Genomic DNA, 14,361 nt, shown 5'->3' with positions numbered 1-14,361 from the left:
CATGTGCCTGGCGCGGCGGACAGGCTAAAGTCATCTCATGCTGGTCTTTACCCATCCCGCCTGTCTCGGTCACGACGCCGGCCCTGAGCACCCCGAAAGCCCTGCCCGCCTGGAGGCGGTCGTCGACGCTCTGCGTGCTGCCTTTCCGGACCTGGACTGGCGCGAGGCGCCGCTGGCCAAGCTGGGCGACCTGTGCCGCGTGCATGAGCGAGAACAGGTGGACGCGGTGCTGGAGACCGCGTTCGAAGGCTATCGCCAGCTGGATGTGGACACCCGCATGGTGCCGGCCTCGCGCGCGGCCGCCCTGCGCGCCGCCGGCGCCGGCATCGCCGCCGTGGACGCGGTGATGCAGGACCTCACCCGCACCGCCTTTTGCGCTGTCCGCCCACCCGGCCATCACGCCACCGCGCAGGTGTCGATGGGCTTCTGCCTGTTCAACAACATCGCCGTGGCCGCCGCCCATGCACGCGACCGGCATGGCCTGGAGCGCATCACCATCGTCGATTTCGACGTGCACCACGGCAACGGCACCCAGGCGATCTTCGAACGCGACCCGGCCGTGCAGTATCTGAGCACGCATCAGTCCGGGCTCTACCCGCATTCGGGCAGCGTCCATGAGCGCGGCGTTGGCAATATCCACAACCTGTTGCTGCCGCCCGGCAGCGATGGCTTGCGCTTCCGCAACGTGTGGGAAGACGAGATGCTGCCGCTGATCGATGCCTTCCGCCCGCAGCTGATCCTGATTTCGGCCGGCTTCGATGCGCATCTGCGCGATCCGCTGGCCGATCTGATGCTGGACGACGATGATTTCGCCTGGCTGACCGGCGCGCTACGCACCCTGGCCGAGCGGCATGCGCGTGGCCGGGTGGTGTCCATGCTGGAAGGCGGTTACGACCTGCAGGCCTTGCGCGAAAGCAGTGTTGCCCACGTCGCCGCACTGCGCTGACCCACAGCGGCACGCCGGTCGCGCCACGGTTTGCGATGAACCTCGTCCTCTTCACGCTGGCGCTCTTCATTGCCCCTATGCGGGGTATGCGGCAAGCTAGTCGCCATTTTACTGGTTGAATCCACGCGTGCGCCGAGTTCTCCGCCTGCTGCCCCTGCCCTTGAGCATCGCCATCTGCCTTCCGGCCATGGCTGCCGACAAGCCGTTGAATTGGGGACTGTGCCCGGCCGTGGACCCGCTGCCTGGTTTCGATGGCGCGCCCGCCGCCGACCCCAAGGCCGCCGAAATGCGCCAGCAGCTGCCGACCGACATCGAAGGCGACCAGCTGTCCGGCACCAGCACCACTCCGCAGTACCAGGGCAACGTGGCGCTCAAGCGCGGCGACCAGTTCCTGGGCGCGGACAACCTGCGCATGGATACCGAGACCGGCAACTACATCGCCGAAGGCAATGTCCGCTACCAGGACACCTCCTTCCGCATGGTCGCCGACCGCGCCGAGGGCAATCAGGACACCGACGCCCACAAGGTCTCCAACATCCAGTATCAGATGGTGGACCGCCGCGGCAATGGCGTGGCGGAATCGGTGGACCTGCAAGGCCAGGTCGGCCAGATGCATCGCTCGACCTACACCACCTGCGATCCCTCGCAGCCGATCTGGCGGGTGCGCGCGCCCGAGATCGACGTCGACAACGAAGAAGGCTTCGGTACGGCGCGTAACGCCGTGCTGCAGATCGGCAAGGTGCCGGTGCTGTACTTCCCGTGGTTCAAGTTCCCGATCGACGACCGTCGCCAGACCGGCCTGCTATTTCCGCAGTTCGGCCTGTCCGGGCGCAACGGGTTTGACTACCTGCAGCCGATCTACCTGAATCTGGCGCCCAATTACGACGCTACCTTGTTGCCGCGCTATATGAGCAAGCGTGGTTTCATTTTCGGCACCGAGTTCCGGTATCTGTACGACGGCGGTCGCGGCGAAATCACCGGCAACTACCTGCCCAACGACAAGTTGCGCGAGAAGGACCGTGGCAGCGTTTTCTATAGCGGCTACCACAACGTCAACAGCCATTGGCAGGCCCGCAGCAGCATTTCCTGGGTCAGCGACACCCGCTATGTGGAAGACTTCACCAGCCGCTTGAACGGCATGGGCTCGGCGTCCAGCCTGCAGAGCACCATCGGGATCTACGGCACCGGCGAAACCTGGACCGCCGGCCTGATGGCCGACCGCTGGCAGCTGACCGACTACACCCTGGACGAGCGAGCCCTGCCCTATAACCGGCAGCCGCGTGCCTTTTTCACCTGGGAAAAGCCGTTCGGCATTTTCGAAGCCGGTGTCTATGCCGAGGCGGTGCGGTTTACGCATGACGACTCATATCAGGTGAACTTCGTCCCGAACACCAACGGCAATAACAACAACAACGGCGACGAATACGTCCGGACCAATATCCGTAACTTTGACTATGGCAGCGGCTCGCGCCTGGACGTCAAACCCTATATCTCGATGCCGTTGTCGGGTGCGGCCTGGTTCGTGACGCCGACGGTTGCATGGCGTTACACCGCCTACCAGTTGGACTCGACCTTGGCCAATACGGCGCCACTAACCGGCGACCGTTCGCCCACGCGCAGCCTGCCCATTGCTTCGCTGGACGCGGGCTTGTACTTCGATCGCGAGACCTCGCTGTTCGGCACCAACTATCTCAATACGCTGGAACCGCGCATGTACTACCTGTACGTGCCCTACCGCGACCAGGACGACCTGCCGGTCTTCGACACCCGTCCGTTTACCTTCAGCTATGGCCAGCTGTTCCGCGACAGCCGCTATACCGGCGCCGACCGTCAGAACGATGCCAACCAGCTGACCCTGGCGGTGACATCTCGTTGGCTGCGCCAGGAAGACGGCCGCGAGAAATTGTCGCTGAGCGCTGGCCAGATCCTGTACTTCAACGACTCGCTGGTCACCATCAATAACTCCACTGCCAACAGCGAACAACCCATCGAGCAAGGCAAGTCCGCCTGGGTGGCCGATGCCAACTACATGATCAACGACCGCTGGTCGATGGGCGCCACCTATCAGTGGAACCCGAACTCGCGCAAGGAAGATCTCGCCAGCCTGCGTACCCGCTATCTGCTCAACAACGACGGCATCATCAACCTGGCCTACCGGTATCGTCGCGATCTGATCAGTAACAACGACCAGCTCAAGCAGGCCGACTTCTCGTTCCTGTATCCGATCAACCCCACCTGGAGTGCGGTCGGTCGTTACTACTACTCGCTGCTGGATCGCAAACCGCTGGAAATCATCGGCGGCGTGCAGTGGGACAGCTGTTGCCTGGCAGTGCGCGCGCTGGTACGCCGGTTCGTGCGTAACCGCGACGGCGAGATGGACAACTCCATCCAGTTCGAGTTCGTGCTCAAGGGCTTGAGCTCGTTTGGCCAGAACACGGACCGCACTTTGCGCCGTGCTATTCTCGGCTATTACCGCGACGACCTGTACCTGGTCCCGCCCAGCAACACCACGACCAATCCGGACGATTACGATCCGAACCTGATTCCATGACCAAGCCTTTCTCTGTTCTTCTTGCCTCGTTGCTGGTAATCACCAGCACGGTCTCGCCGGTGGCATCGGCGCAGCAATCCCAGCCGCTGGATCGTATCGCCGCTATCGTGGACGAAGACGTGGTGCTGCAGAGCGAGCTCGATCGCGCTGTGCGCAACGTCAAGTCGCAGTACGCCGGTCGTGAAAACCAGCTGCCGCCGGACGATGTCTTGCAGCGGCAGGTGCTCGAGCGCCTGGTGCTGGTCAAGCTGCAGATCGGCCGTGCCGACGGCAGCGGCATCCGCGTCAGCGACGAGGAACTCAACCGCGCCGTTGCCAGCATCGCCCAGCAGAACGGCACCACCGTGGATGGTTTGCGCCAGAAGCTGGCCGCCGACGGCATGGCCTATGGCGATTTCCGCGCCTCGGTGCGCGACGAAATCATCGTGCAGCGCCTGCGCCAGAGCTTTGCGCAGAGCCGTATCAGCGTGAGCGAAGGCGAGGTGGATACCGCACTGGCCCAACAGGCCACGACCGGTAGCCAGTACCACCTGGCGCATATTCTGGTGGGCTTGCCGGAAGGCGCGAACGCCGACCAGATCGCCACCGGTCAAAAAAAGGTCGATGGCGTCAAGGCCTTGATCGACAAGGGCGAGTTGGACTTCTCCGCCGCAGCGGTGCGTTATTCGGATAGCCCGAACGCGCTGGAAGGCGGCGACCTGGGCTGGCGCAGCCTGGACGAAATCCCCAACGCATTTGCCCAGCTGATCCGCGACATGCAGCCTGGTCAGGTGGCCGGCCCGCTGCGTGGTCCAAGCGGTTTCCAGCTGCTCAAGCTGGTGGAAATGCGCGACGCCAATGCCGGCGGCGAAAAGAAGATGGTCACCGAGTACAACGCGCGCCACATCCTGGTCCGCATCGGTGACAATCAGACCGACGCGCAGGCCAAGGCCAAGATCGACACGCTGCGCGCCCGCGTTGCCGGCGGCGCTGATTTCCAGGCGACGGCCAAGGAGTCCTCCGAGGACACCAACAGCCGCGGCCAGGGTGGCGACCTGGGTTGGTTCCCGGCCGATGCGTTCGGCCCGGATTTCGGCAAGCAGGTTGAGGGCTTGGCCGATGGCGCCGTGTCCGAGCCGTTCCGCACGCAGGCCGGTTGGCATATCGTGCAGCGCGTCGGCAGCCGCCAGACCGACGTCAGTGCCGAAAACCAACGTGCGCAGGTCCGTGAAACGATCGGCCGTCGCAAGCTGGAAGAGGAATACAACCGCTACCTGCAGGAACTGCGTGGCGAGGCTTATGTGAGCTACCGCACCGGCGATCGCGCCGACGGCAATGCCACCGCCGAGCCGACCAAGAGCGCAGAACCCGCTGCCCCGACCCCGCCGCCGGCACAGCCGGCGCGCTGAGTCGATGATGGTCCCGTCGCTCGCGCTGGTGCCAGGCGAGCCGGCCGGGATCGGGCCGGAGCTGTGCATCCGGCTCGCCCAGCAGCTGCGCTCCGATGCACAGCTGGTTGCATATGCCGATCCCGACACCCTGAACAGCGCCGCAAAGGCGCTGTCTTTGTCTGTGCGCCTGCTCGACCCCGATCAGCCGGCACGGATGCCGGGCGACCTACCGCTCTTTCCGATTCGCCAGCCCGTCCCGACCCGCTTCGGCACTGCTGACCCGGCCAATGCAGCGGCCGTCATTGCCGGCCTGCTTACCGCTGCTGGCGACTGTCTTGCCGGCCGACGGCAAGGCATCGTGACCGGCCCGGTGCACAAGGCAATCATCAACGCCGGCGGGATCGCCTACACCGGCACCACCGAATTGCTGGCCGATCAGGCCGACTGCCCGGTGGTGATGATGCTGGCCAACAGCATCGTGCGCGTGGCACTGGTGACCACACACCTGCCGCTGCGTGCAGTGGCCGATGCGATCACCGCCGACGCCGTTGCGCGCTGCCTGCGCATCACCTACGCCGCGATGCGTCGCGACTTCGGCCTGGAGCACCCACGTATCGCCGTGCTCGGCCTCAATCCCCACGCGGGCGAAGACGGCCACCTGGGCCGCGAAGAACTGGACATCATCATCCCGATACTGGAGCACCTGCGCGGTGAAGGCATGCAGCTGATCGGCCCGTTGCCGGCGGACACCGCGTTCCTGCCACAGAAACTGAGCGGCTTCGACGCGGTGGTGGCGATGTACCACGACCAGGGCCTGCCGGTGCTCAAGTACAGCGGTTTCGAGCAGGCGGTGAACATCACATTGGGCCTGCCCTACCCGCGCGTGGCGGTGGATCACGGCACCGCGCTGGAACTGGCCGGACGCGGCATCGCCGATCCATCCAGCCTGATGGCGGCAACCGCGTTGTGCGCACGCTTGGCGGCACGCGGCTAAGCGCGCGCCCCACCTGCGCGATCGCCGCAGGTTATGAGCGTCTTACCTTACTGTGACAGCCTGGACGCGCAGCACCGACGCCGCGTGCAGCCGCCGGCTCCGTTAAACTGCGCGCATGAATTATTCCTTCAGCGCACCGGCCAAGAAGTCGCTTGGCCAGCACTTTCTTGCCGACCGGTATTACATCGACCGGATCGTCCAGGCGGTGGACCCGCGCGCCGGCCAGCACCTGGTCGAAATCGGCCCCGGTCAGGGCGCGATCACCTTCCCGCTGCTGCGCAAGCATGGCGCGTTGACGGTGATCGAGTTCGATCGCGACCTGATTGCTCCGTTGACCGAGGCCGCCGCACCGATCGGCGAACTGAGCATCATCCATCGCGACGTGCTCAGCGTGGATTTCACCGAACTGGCCAACGGCACGCCGATCCGCCTGGTCGGCAACCTGCCTTACAACATCTCCTCGCCGATCCTGTTCCATGCGCTGGACCATGCCGCTGCGGTGGCCGACATGCACTTCATGCTGCAGAAGGAAGTGGTCGACCGCATGGCCGCCGGTCCCGGCAGCAAGGTCTACGGCCGGCTCAGCGTGATGCTGCAGGCGTACTGCGAGGTCACCGCGCTGTTCGTGGTGCCACCTGGCGCGTTCCGGCCGCCACCGAAGGTGGACTCGGCAGTGGTGCGACTGGTGCCGCGCGACCCGGCCACGGTGATGATCAACGACCGCCGTCGCTTCGCCGATGTGGTGCGCGCCGGCTTCGGGCAGCGCCGCAAGACCCTGCGCAATGCCATGTCCACCGTCTGCGAACCCGCGCATTTCGAGGCAGCCGGCGTGCGTCCGGATGCCCGCGCCGAACAACTCGAGGTCGCCGATTTCATTCGGCTGGCCAATGTCGAGCTGGCTTGAGCGCCGCTCCCACACCGTTTTATTTAGACTTTTCCCATGCAAGATGATCCGCGCTATCGGGTCGAGGTCGAGGTGTCGCCGCGCTTCCTCGCTCATCAATCGACCCCGGAAGAAGGCCGCTATGCCTTCGCCTACAGCATCCGCATCCACAACGCGGGCGCCGTGCCTGCACGCCTGATCGCGCGCCATTGGCAGATCACCGACGCCAACGGCCGCACCGAGCAGGTGGATGGCGAAGGCGTGGTCGGCGAGCAGCCATGGCTACGCCCCGGCGAAGCCTTTCATTACACCTCCGGTGTGCTGCTGGAAACCGAGCAGGGACAGATGCAAGGTCACTACGACATGGTGGCCGACGATGGCACCGAATTCACCGCCCCGATCGCCGCCTTCGTGCTGAGCGTACCCAGGACGCTGCACTGATGACTGCTGGATTGATGGAGCGCACGCGATGAGCGTCTGGGCAATTGGCGACCTGCAAGGGTGCTACGACATTACCCAGCGGTTGCTGGAAAAGATCAATTTCGACCCCGCACAGGACACGCTGTGGTTCTGCGGCGATCTGGTCAACCGCGGCGGGCAATCGCTGGAAACGCTGCGTCTGGTGCATTCGCTGCGCGCGCACAGCGTGGTGGTGCTGGGCAATCACGATCTGTCGCTGCTGGCGATCGGTGCGCGCTCGGAGGAAGAGCAGCGCAAGGTCAATCCGGATCTGCAGCGCGTCGTGCTGGCCGAGGACCGCGACGTGCTGCTGGACTGGCTGCGCATGCAGAAGCTGGCCCACGTGGATCGCGAGCTGGGCTGGATGATGGTCCACGCCGGGCTGGCGCCGAAGTGGACCACGCAGCTGGCCGAAAAACATGCGCGCGAAGTCGAACAGCAGCTGCAAGGCGGCGGCTATCGCAAACTGTTGCGCAACATGTACGGCGATCAGCCGGGATGGTCGCCGGGCCTGAGCGGGTACGACCGCAGCCGCGCGATCATCAACCTGTTCACGCGCATGCGCTATTGCACGCCGCGCGGCCGCATCGCCACCGACGACAAGGGCACGCCGGGCACGCAGGCACAAGGACTCTACCCGTGGTTCGAGGTACCGGGCCGGGTCGAGCGCGATCTCAAGATCGTGTGCGGGCATTGGTCCGCGCTGGGATTGACGATCACCCAGGGCGTGCATGCCATCGATACCGGCGCGGTGTGGGGTGGCAAGCTCACCGCCCTGCAACTGGATACCGACGAATTGCGCGTGGTGCAGGTTCCGGGGCGCGAAGTCACTGCCCCGACCACACCTGCCGCGAATGCTCCACGGCGTCCACGCGAAGGTCAGGGCCGCCCGCGCGGGCGTGGCCGCGGACGTGGCAATGGTGGCGGCAATGGCGGTGGCAATGGCGGTGGCGGCAACAACGCGGGAAATGCGGGTAGCGGCACGGCTGCACCGGCCAAGCCACAGGGTGGCGTTGTTCCTGAGTAAGAGCGACTCACCAACCGGCTGCGCCCCCATGCGGGCGCAGCCGGTGCTCGGACCGGCATGTGCCACGCGTACGCTGCGCTCCGGTGCGCCGTCCACGGTCATCGGGTAGCCGCTCGCTAGGTTTTTCTTTACCGGCGCTTAGTTGCATGCAATCGGGCGCGCTGATCGCGCGCTGCGTCCTTGCCGGCTTAGCGACGCAGGTAATCCACAAAGGAAAACGCAAACGCATGGCGGTCATCGGCCGCATGCGTCTGGCGATGCGCTGGCACCCATACCGCCGGGTCGATCGGTGGAAAGTGCGTGTCGGCGCCATCCACCGCGGTGTCGACCTCGGTCACCGCCAGCACGTCGGCGCGCGCCATCGTCAGGCGATATACCTCGCCGCCGCCGATCACGCATAACTCCTGCGCGCCCTCCTGCTCGGCACGTTCGATCGCCTGATCGACCGACGCCACTGCCTGCATGCCCTCGAACGGCACTTGCCCCGAGCGCGTCAGCACCAGATTCAAGCGCCCCGGCAATGCGCGCCCGAGCGATTGCGCCGTCTTGCGCCCCATCAGGATCGGCTTGCCCATCGTCAACGCCTTGAAGCGCTTGAGATCGCCCGGCAATTTCCACGGCAGATCGTTATCGCGCCCAATGGCGTTGTTGCGGTCGAAGGCGACGACCAGAATCAGCTTCATGTGTCTGGAGATAGCTCGTTATAGATTTTCATTGCCGCATGCCGAGCAAGCATCCCCAAGAAAAAAATCGCAAGGTAGGCCAAGGCAATCGCGCCCAATGCTGGCTGCGATTGCTCGCTGAGCATTCTCGTCAAATCCAGTCGCTCACCTTTATACAAGGCAACTCCAAAGAAGCCGATGGGCGCAATGAGAACGATGCTTGTCAGATTGACGAAGAGACTTGCTTGCATCGTCATCAGCGAGTCGGCAAGTTTCTCTCGTGCTTTGTTCGAATTCTTCGTCATGACGCTCCTCCTCTTTCGATGAAAATCAGCATACGCAGCCTGGGTCTCATCGGTTGAGATCCGGCTTACACCGCCACCGGCGCCTTGATCGCCGGATGCGGGTCATAGCCTTCGATCGCGATGTCCTCGAAGCGAAACGCAAACAGGTCTGTCACTTCGGGATTCAGGCGCAAGGTCGGCAATGCGCGCGGGGTGCGCATCAGCTGCTCACGTGCCTGTTCGAAGTGATTCGAATACAGATGCGCATCGCCCAGCGTGTGCACGAAATCGCCCACGCCCAGGCCGGTGGCCTGAGCCACCAGATGGGTCAGCAGCGCGTAACTGGCAATATTGAACGGCACGCCCAGAAAAATGTCGCCGCTACGTTGGTAGAGCTGGCAACTGAGTTTGCCGTCGACCACATAGAACTGGAACAGGCTGTGGCATGGCATCAATGCCATCTGCGGCAGCTCGCCGACGTTCCAGGCGCTGATCACCAGCCGGCGCGAATCCGGGTTGCGTTTGATCTCATCGACCAACCACTGCATCTGGTCGATCTCAACGCCGTCCGGGCCGGTCCAGCGCCGCCACTGCTTGCCGTACACCGGGCCAAGGTCGCCATTGTCGTCGGCCCATTCGTCCCAGATGCGGACCTGGTTGTCCTTCAGATACCCGATGTTGGTATCGCCCTGCAGAAACCACAGCAGCTCGTGGATGATCGAGCGCAGATGCAGCTTCTTGGTGGTGACCAGCGGAAAGCCGGCATTGAGATCGAAGCGCATCTGCCAGCCGAACACGCTGCGCGTGCCGGTACCGGTGCGGTCGGACTTTTCGGCGCCGTATTCCAGCACATGCTGCAGCAGATCCAGATACGGCTTCACTTCGCCGCCTCCACCGTTACGGCGGTCGGCACCACCGGCTGCAACACCGGCGCGCGGCGCGACATCGCCAGCAAGACCAGCCCCACCGCAATCAACGGCAAGCTCAGAATCTGGCCCATCGTCAGCCAGTTGAAGGCCAGATAGCCGATCGGCGCATCCGGCACACGCACGAATTCCACGATGAAGCGGAACACGCCATACAACAGCGCAAACAGCCCCGACACCGCATAGCGTGCGCGCGGCTTCATCGAGAATGCCCACAACACAACGAACATCACCACGCCTTCCAACGCGGCTTCGTACAGCTGCGACGGATGGCGCGCGAACCGATCCAATGCGCCGGCGGCGTATTGCGCGTGAATCTGCGCTGGTGCGATATCGGCCAGTTCCGGCGCATGCGGGAAGATCACGCCCCAGCCGGCCTGTGTGAACTTGCCCCACAACTCGCCGCCGACAAAATTGCCGAGCCTCCCGAAACCAAGGCCCAACGGCACCAACGGCGCGACAAAATCCATCACGTCGAAGAAGTGCAGTCGATGCTTGCGCGCCCACAGCCAGCAGGCGATCAACACGCCCAGCAGTCCGCCGTGGAAGCTCATGCCGCCTTCCCACACCTTGAACAGGATCAGCGGATTGGCCAGGAAGGTCTCGAACGCATAAAACAGCATGTAGCCGATGCGCCCGCCCAGCACCACGCCGAGCATGCCGTAGAACAACAGATCGGAAAAACCGTCCATGTCCACGCCGGGCAGACGGCCGCGCAGGATGCGCGAGCGGCCCAGCGCCCAGGCCGAGAAGAAGGCGGCCAGATACATCAAGCCGTACCAGTGCACCTGCACCGGGCCAAGCGAGAAGGCGATGGGGTCGATGGCGTGCAGATAGATCATGCGGACCGCGTATCACAAAAAAGCGAGGCGTCTATTCTGACACCTCGCACGCCTTCAGCCTAAGAGCTGGGGCCGATCGGGCAGCTCGTCTTCATGCTGCATCTCCGCGCCGCGCGGGAAATGCTCGACCAGCAGCTCGGTCACCGCTTCGATGCCCGCCAGGACGGCCACCTCGTACTGGCGCTCGCGCAGGAACTGCTGCATGCGCCGGCACACTTCCGCCCACTGCGCCTCCGGCACCTGGCTGCGCAAGCCGCGGTCGGCAACCACTTCGATGGCGTGGTCGGCCAGCAACAGATAGATCAGCACTCCGTTATTGGCTTCGGTGTCCCAGGTGCGCAGCTGCGCGAACGCCTGATCGGCGCGCTGGCGAGCGGTGTGTGCGCTCCACAGCGCCCCGAGCGGCAGGTCCGCTTCGACCGCCACCATGATCTGGCCGGTATGGCTGCGCTCACTGGCGGCCACCGCCGCGGTGATCGCATCCATGCAACTGGTCGGAAATCTACGCTGCGCCGACGGCGCGAAAAGATGCCTGAGCCACCGCATTACCAGCTCCCCGAGGCGCCACCGCCTCCCGATGATCCACCGCCGCCGCCCCAGCCGCCACCGCCAAAACCACCACGGCCACCGCCTCCGAATCCTCCGAATCCACCACCGCCCCAGCCACCGCCGCCGACAAAGCGCCCCGGCGAGCCGGAGACCAGGCCCGCCAGCAGACCGATGACGGCTGCACCGGCGCTGGCGAACAGCAACGAGGTAAACAACAAGGCGGCGCCGCCGGCCGCGACACCGGTCAGTACGGCGCGCAGCGGACGCGGCAGGGCGCCGAGGATGCCGCGCGCCACCATCGCGACCACAAAACCGATAAACAGCGCCATGATCCAGCCGCCCCCACCATTGCCGACGCCACCCTCGGCGTGCCCGCTGACCGGTTCCGGGAGAGCTTCTCCTTCGATCAGGCCCGCCAGCGTCGCGGTCGCATCGCGGATACCGCCGCCGTAGTCGCCCTCGCGGAACCTCGGCGCCAGGTACTCCTGGATGATCCGGTTGGCCACGATGTCGGGAATGGCGCCTTCCAGGCCATAACCGGGCTGGATGCGCACGCGGCGATCGTCCTTGGCCACCAGCAGCAGCACGCCGTCGTCCACGCCCTTGCGCCCGATCTTCCATTGATCGAACACGCGCTGGGTGTACTGCTCGATCGCCTCCGGCTGTGTGGTCGCAACGATCAGGATCTGCAGCTGCGCGCCCTTGCGTTGCTGCAATGCCAGCGCCTGCTGCTCAAGTTGCTGGAGCTGCGCCGCATCCAAGGTGCCGGTGACATCGACCACCGGCGAGCGCAGTGGAGGGATGGCTGCAAGATCCTGCGCCAGCACCGAAGCGGGCAGCAGCAATAGCGCCATGATCCAAAACACCCACATGTGCGTTTTCCGCATTACCAACTCCTAGCTGATAAGTACTGACAGTGAATCAGCAATGACACTTAGCGTGGCTCACACAACGTAGCGAGCAGTCGCGAGGTGGGCGTGGACGGCGCGCTCAGAACCGGAGTGTACGAGTGGCACATGCCGCACCAAGCACCGGCCGCGCCCGCCTGGCGGTGAGCACAGTCGTTGTGCTGACCGCTCTTGGCTTTCTCTTCTCCCTGCGGAGAAGGTCTCCCGAAGGGGTAAATAAAGGAACGAGCGAAGCTACGTGCAGTGTCGTTACACGACGGCTTCGCCCCTCACACCCACCCCGCTCCTGAGGGGAGAGGGGCTTGATGCCGCGCATTTGAACGTTGGTTGATCACGCAGGCGATAGGTTGCTTGCCATCGCAAACGTCGCGATTGCCTCGACATGCCGTGCAGCACCCCGCGCAGTAGTTGAGACTGCGCAGGTGCATGTATTTACTGTGCCGGCTGCTGTGGCGGTTGTTGCTGCGGCGCTTGCTGATTGCCGAAGTCCACCTGCGGCGCGCGCGAAATCTGCGCTTCGTTCTCCACGCTGAAATTCGGCTTGGGCTGGTAGCCGAAGATCTTGGCAGTGATCACCTGCGGAAACGAGCGGATATAGGTGTTGTAGTCCTGCACGGTCTGGATATAACGGCCGCGGGCCACGGTGATGCGATTCTCGGTGCCTTCCAGCTGCACCTGCAGATCGCGGAACGACTGGTCGGACTTGAGCTGCGGGTAGTTTTCGCTGACCACCAGCAACCGCGACAGCGCACTGCCCAGTTCGCCCTGCGCCTGCTGAAAACTCTTGAGCGAGGCTTCGTCATCGGCATTGACCTGAATCTGCCCGACGCGTGCGCGCGCATTGGTGACTTCGGTCAGCACCTGACGCTCCTGCTGCGCATAGCCCTGCACGGTGCGTACCAGGTTGGGAATCAGGTCGGCACGGCGCTGGTACTGGTTGAGGACTTCCGACCAACCGGCTTTGACGCCCTCTTCCTTTTGCTGGATCGCGTTGTACCCGCACCCCGACAGCGAGGCGGTCAGGAGCAGCAATACCAGGGCACGCATCAGGACAGACATGCAGGCGATTCCGTTGAAAGAGAGCCGCAGCATGCCATGCGCCAAGTCAAACCCGCATGCACATGCGCCTGCCTGGCGTGCGAGGGGTAGTAGTGCGCCCCGAAACGACCGGCAGTCCCTGATGAGCAACCACGTCGATCTGCGGTCCGTGGCGACGGCGCTCGCACCCTGAGGCGAGCCGGCCGACGCATCGCGCCGCGCATTGACAGGCCATGCGTGCCGCGCAAGCTCACGTCCCGCTCCACCCTGAGTGCTCCAAGCGCTAGGTGCGAATGTCGTGACACGAGGCGCGCGCATGGTCGAGCAAGACGTGCCCATCCCTGCCGAGCACAGCAGCGCGCGGCTGCCGACGCAGGAGATCGCCTTGCGTCGGGCCGTCTGCGCGTCTGAGTGCCTGCGTGCCTGCGTGCCTGCGTGCCTGCGTGCCTGCGTGCCTGCGTGATCAATCAGGATGTGGCGCGCAACCGGATGCCCGTCAAGATCGCACCCGTTTCAAAACACCCGCGGCAGCAGAATCAACCCCCAGCACAACAGCACATTGATCAGCAGCAGAAACACTGCTGCCGATCCCATGTCCTTGGCACGGCCGGCGAGCACGTGGTGCTCGGGGCCATAGCGTTCGATCACCGCTTCGATGGCCGAATTCAACAGCTCGGCGGCCAACACGATCAACAACGGCGCGATCAGCGCGATGCGTTCCAGCGGCGACTGGCCGAGCCAGATGCCCAACGGCGCCATCACCACGGCCAGGCAGACTTCCAGCCGGAATGAAGATTCATGCAGCCAGGCTGCACGTAAGCCCTGCCACGACCAGATCGCGGCCTTGAGCATGCGGCGCGGTCCGCGCGGCACGTGTCCCAATTGATCGGCCATGCGTCAGTGCTTCCGGCCGCGAGGGCAC

15 protein-coding genes and 2 other RNA genes are annotated in these 14,361 nt (G+C 64.3%); 8 read left to right on the top strand and 9 right to left on the bottom strand.

Annotation, left to right across the window (positions count from 1 at the left end; genetic code table 11):
* Nucleotides 1-37: 37 nt before the first annotated feature.
* From ASF90_RS13910 to ASF90_RS22415, 8 genes are all read left to right on the top strand, one after another.
* Nucleotides 38-946, top strand: a complete 909-nt coding sequence (locus tag ASF90_RS13910) for a histone deacetylase family protein (protein WP_055851131.1) — start codon at nt 38-40, stop codon at nt 944-946.
* A gap of 115 nt (nt 947-1,061) precedes the next feature.
* Entirely contained in the window at nt 1,062-3,497 is a 2,436-nt protein-coding gene (lptD, locus tag ASF90_RS13905) for an LPS-assembly protein LptD (RefSeq protein WP_082473548.1), read from the top strand.
* The gene (locus ASF90_RS13900) at nt 3,494-4,885 is read left to right on the top strand and encodes a peptidylprolyl isomerase (protein ID WP_055851125.1); all 1,392 of its coding nucleotides are present in this window, start codon (nt 3,494-3,496) and stop codon (nt 4,883-4,885) included. The genes lptD and ASF90_RS13900 overlap by 4 nt, the downstream gene beginning before the upstream one ends.
* Before the next feature lie 4 nt (nt 4,886-4,889).
* Entirely contained in the window at nt 4,890-5,861 is a 972-nt protein-coding gene (pdxA, locus tag ASF90_RS13895; RefSeq protein ID WP_055851122.1) for a 4-hydroxythreonine-4-phosphate dehydrogenase PdxA, read from the top strand.
* A 115-nt stretch (nt 5,862-5,976) separates the two neighbouring features.
* A complete protein-coding gene (rsmA, locus tag ASF90_RS13890) occupies nt 5,977-6,765 on the top strand; it encodes a 16S rRNA (adenine(1518)-N(6)/adenine(1519)-N(6))-dimethyltransferase RsmA (protein WP_055851119.1) in 789 nt (262 codons plus the stop codon).
* Nucleotides 6,766-6,801: 36 nt separating this feature from the next.
* The gene (gene apaG / locus ASF90_RS13885; protein ID WP_046964432.1) at nt 6,802-7,185 is read left to right on the top strand and encodes a Co2+/Mg2+ efflux protein ApaG; all 384 of its coding nucleotides are present in this window, start codon (nt 6,802-6,804) and stop codon (nt 7,183-7,185) included.
* Between the two features lie 28 nt (nt 7,186-7,213).
* Entirely contained in the window at nt 7,214-8,230 is a 1,017-nt protein-coding gene (locus ASF90_RS13880; protein ID WP_055851116.1) for a symmetrical bis(5'-nucleosyl)-tetraphosphatase, read from the top strand.
* A gap of 57 nt (nt 8,231-8,287) precedes the next feature.
* A non-coding RNA gene (locus tag ASF90_RS22415) (sX9 sRNA) lies at nt 8,288-8,362 on the top strand.
* A 56-nt stretch (nt 8,363-8,418) separates the two neighbouring features.
* Here ASF90_RS22415 and ASF90_RS13875 read toward each other — a convergent pair.
* From ASF90_RS13875 to ASF90_RS13840, 9 genes are all read right to left on the bottom strand, one after another.
* On the bottom strand, nt 8,419-8,913 hold the full coding sequence (locus tag ASF90_RS13875) for a dihydrofolate reductase (RefSeq protein WP_055851113.1): 495 nt from the start codon (nt 8,911-8,913) through the stop codon (nt 8,419-8,421).
* Nucleotides 8,910-9,197 carry a hypothetical protein gene (locus ASF90_RS13870; RefSeq protein WP_055851109.1) on the bottom strand — a complete coding sequence of 96 codons (288 nt, stop codon included), beginning with the start codon at nt 9,195-9,197 and terminating at the stop codon, nt 8,910-8,912. Before ASF90_RS13870 ends, ASF90_RS13875 begins: the two co-directional genes overlap by 4 nt.
* Before the next feature lie 65 nt (nt 9,198-9,262).
* Nucleotides 9,263-10,057 (bottom strand): thymidylate synthase, encoded by a 795-nt coding sequence (locus ASF90_RS13865; RefSeq protein ID WP_055851105.1) that lies wholly within the window; start codon nt 10,055-10,057, stop codon nt 9,263-9,265.
* On the bottom strand, nt 10,054-10,944 hold the full coding sequence (lgt, locus tag ASF90_RS13860) for a prolipoprotein diacylglyceryl transferase (RefSeq protein WP_055851103.1): 891 nt from the start codon (nt 10,942-10,944) through the stop codon (nt 10,054-10,056). Before lgt ends, ASF90_RS13865 begins: the two co-directional genes overlap by 4 nt.
* A gap of 54 nt (nt 10,945-10,998) precedes the next feature.
* Nucleotides 10,999-11,490, bottom strand: coding sequence for a TPM domain-containing protein (locus ASF90_RS13855; protein WP_055851097.1), 492 nt, complete (start codon nt 11,488-11,490; stop codon nt 10,999-11,001).
* The gene (locus ASF90_RS13850; RefSeq protein WP_055851094.1) at nt 11,490-12,380 is read right to left on the bottom strand and encodes a TPM domain-containing protein; all 891 of its coding nucleotides are present in this window, start codon (nt 12,378-12,380) and stop codon (nt 11,490-11,492) included. The genes ASF90_RS13855 and ASF90_RS13850 overlap by 1 nt, the downstream gene beginning before the upstream one ends.
* 54 nt (nt 12,381-12,434) lie before the next feature.
* Nucleotides 12,435-12,511, bottom strand: a non-coding RNA gene (locus ASF90_RS22410) — sX9 sRNA.
* A gap of 322 nt (nt 12,512-12,833) precedes the next feature.
* Nucleotides 12,834-13,460: a LemA family protein gene (locus tag ASF90_RS13845; protein ID WP_055851091.1), complete on the bottom strand. Its 627-nt coding sequence runs from the start codon at nt 13,458-13,460 to the stop codon at nt 12,834-12,836.
* Between the two features lie 492 nt (nt 13,461-13,952).
* Entirely contained in the window at nt 13,953-14,333 is a 381-nt protein-coding gene (locus tag ASF90_RS13840) for a diacylglycerol kinase (RefSeq protein WP_055851088.1), read from the bottom strand.
* Between the last annotated feature and the right edge of the window lie 28 nt (nt 14,334-14,361).

This window comes from Xanthomonas sp. Leaf148 (genome assembly GCF_001423585.1).
GTDB lineage: Bacteria > Pseudomonadota > Gammaproteobacteria > Xanthomonadales > Xanthomonadaceae > Xanthomonas.
Note: the sequence above shows the minus strand (reverse complement) of the source record. Positions and strands in the feature narration are given on the sequence as shown.

Coding starts and splice junctions, on each gene's coding strand:
- ASF90_RS13910 (WP_055851131.1), top strand. CDS start 38: ATGCTGGTCTTTACCCATCCCGCCTGTCTCGGTCACGACGCCGGCCCT.
- ASF90_RS13900 (WP_055851125.1), top strand. CDS start 3,494: ATGACCAAGCCTTTCTCTGTTCTTCTTGCCTCGTTGCTGGTAATCACC.
- pdxA (WP_055851122.1), top strand. CDS start 4,890: ATGATGGTCCCGTCGCTCGCGCTGGTGCCAGGCGAGCCGGCCGGGATC.
- rsmA (WP_055851119.1), top strand. CDS start 5,977: ATGAATTATTCCTTCAGCGCACCGGCCAAGAAGTCGCTTGGCCAGCAC.
- apaG (WP_046964432.1), top strand. CDS start 6,802: ATGCAAGATGATCCGCGCTATCGGGTCGAGGTCGAGGTGTCGCCGCGC.
- ASF90_RS13880 (WP_055851116.1), top strand. CDS start 7,214: ATGAGCGTCTGGGCAATTGGCGACCTGCAAGGGTGCTACGACATTACC.
- ASF90_RS13875 (WP_055851113.1), bottom strand. CDS start 8,913: ATGAAGCTGATTCTGGTCGTCGCCTTCGACCGCAACAACGCCATTGGG.
- ASF90_RS13870 (WP_055851109.1), bottom strand. CDS start 9,197: ATGACGAAGAATTCGAACAAAGCACGAGAGAAACTTGCCGACTCGCTG.
- lgt (WP_055851103.1), bottom strand. CDS start 10,944: ATGATCTATCTGCACGCCATCGACCCCATCGCCTTCTCGCTTGGCCCG.
- ASF90_RS13855 (WP_055851097.1), bottom strand. CDS start 11,490: ATGCGGTGGCTCAGGCATCTTTTCGCGCCGTCGGCGCAGCGTAGATTT.
- ASF90_RS13850 (WP_055851094.1), bottom strand. CDS start 12,380: ATGCGGAAAACGCACATGTGGGTGTTTTGGATCATGGCGCTATTGCTG.
- ASF90_RS13845 (WP_055851091.1), bottom strand. CDS start 13,460: ATGTCTGTCCTGATGCGTGCCCTGGTATTGCTGCTCCTGACCGCCTCG.
- ASF90_RS13840 (WP_055851088.1), bottom strand. CDS start 14,333: ATGGCCGATCAATTGGGACACGTGCCGCGCGGACCGCGCCGCATGCTC.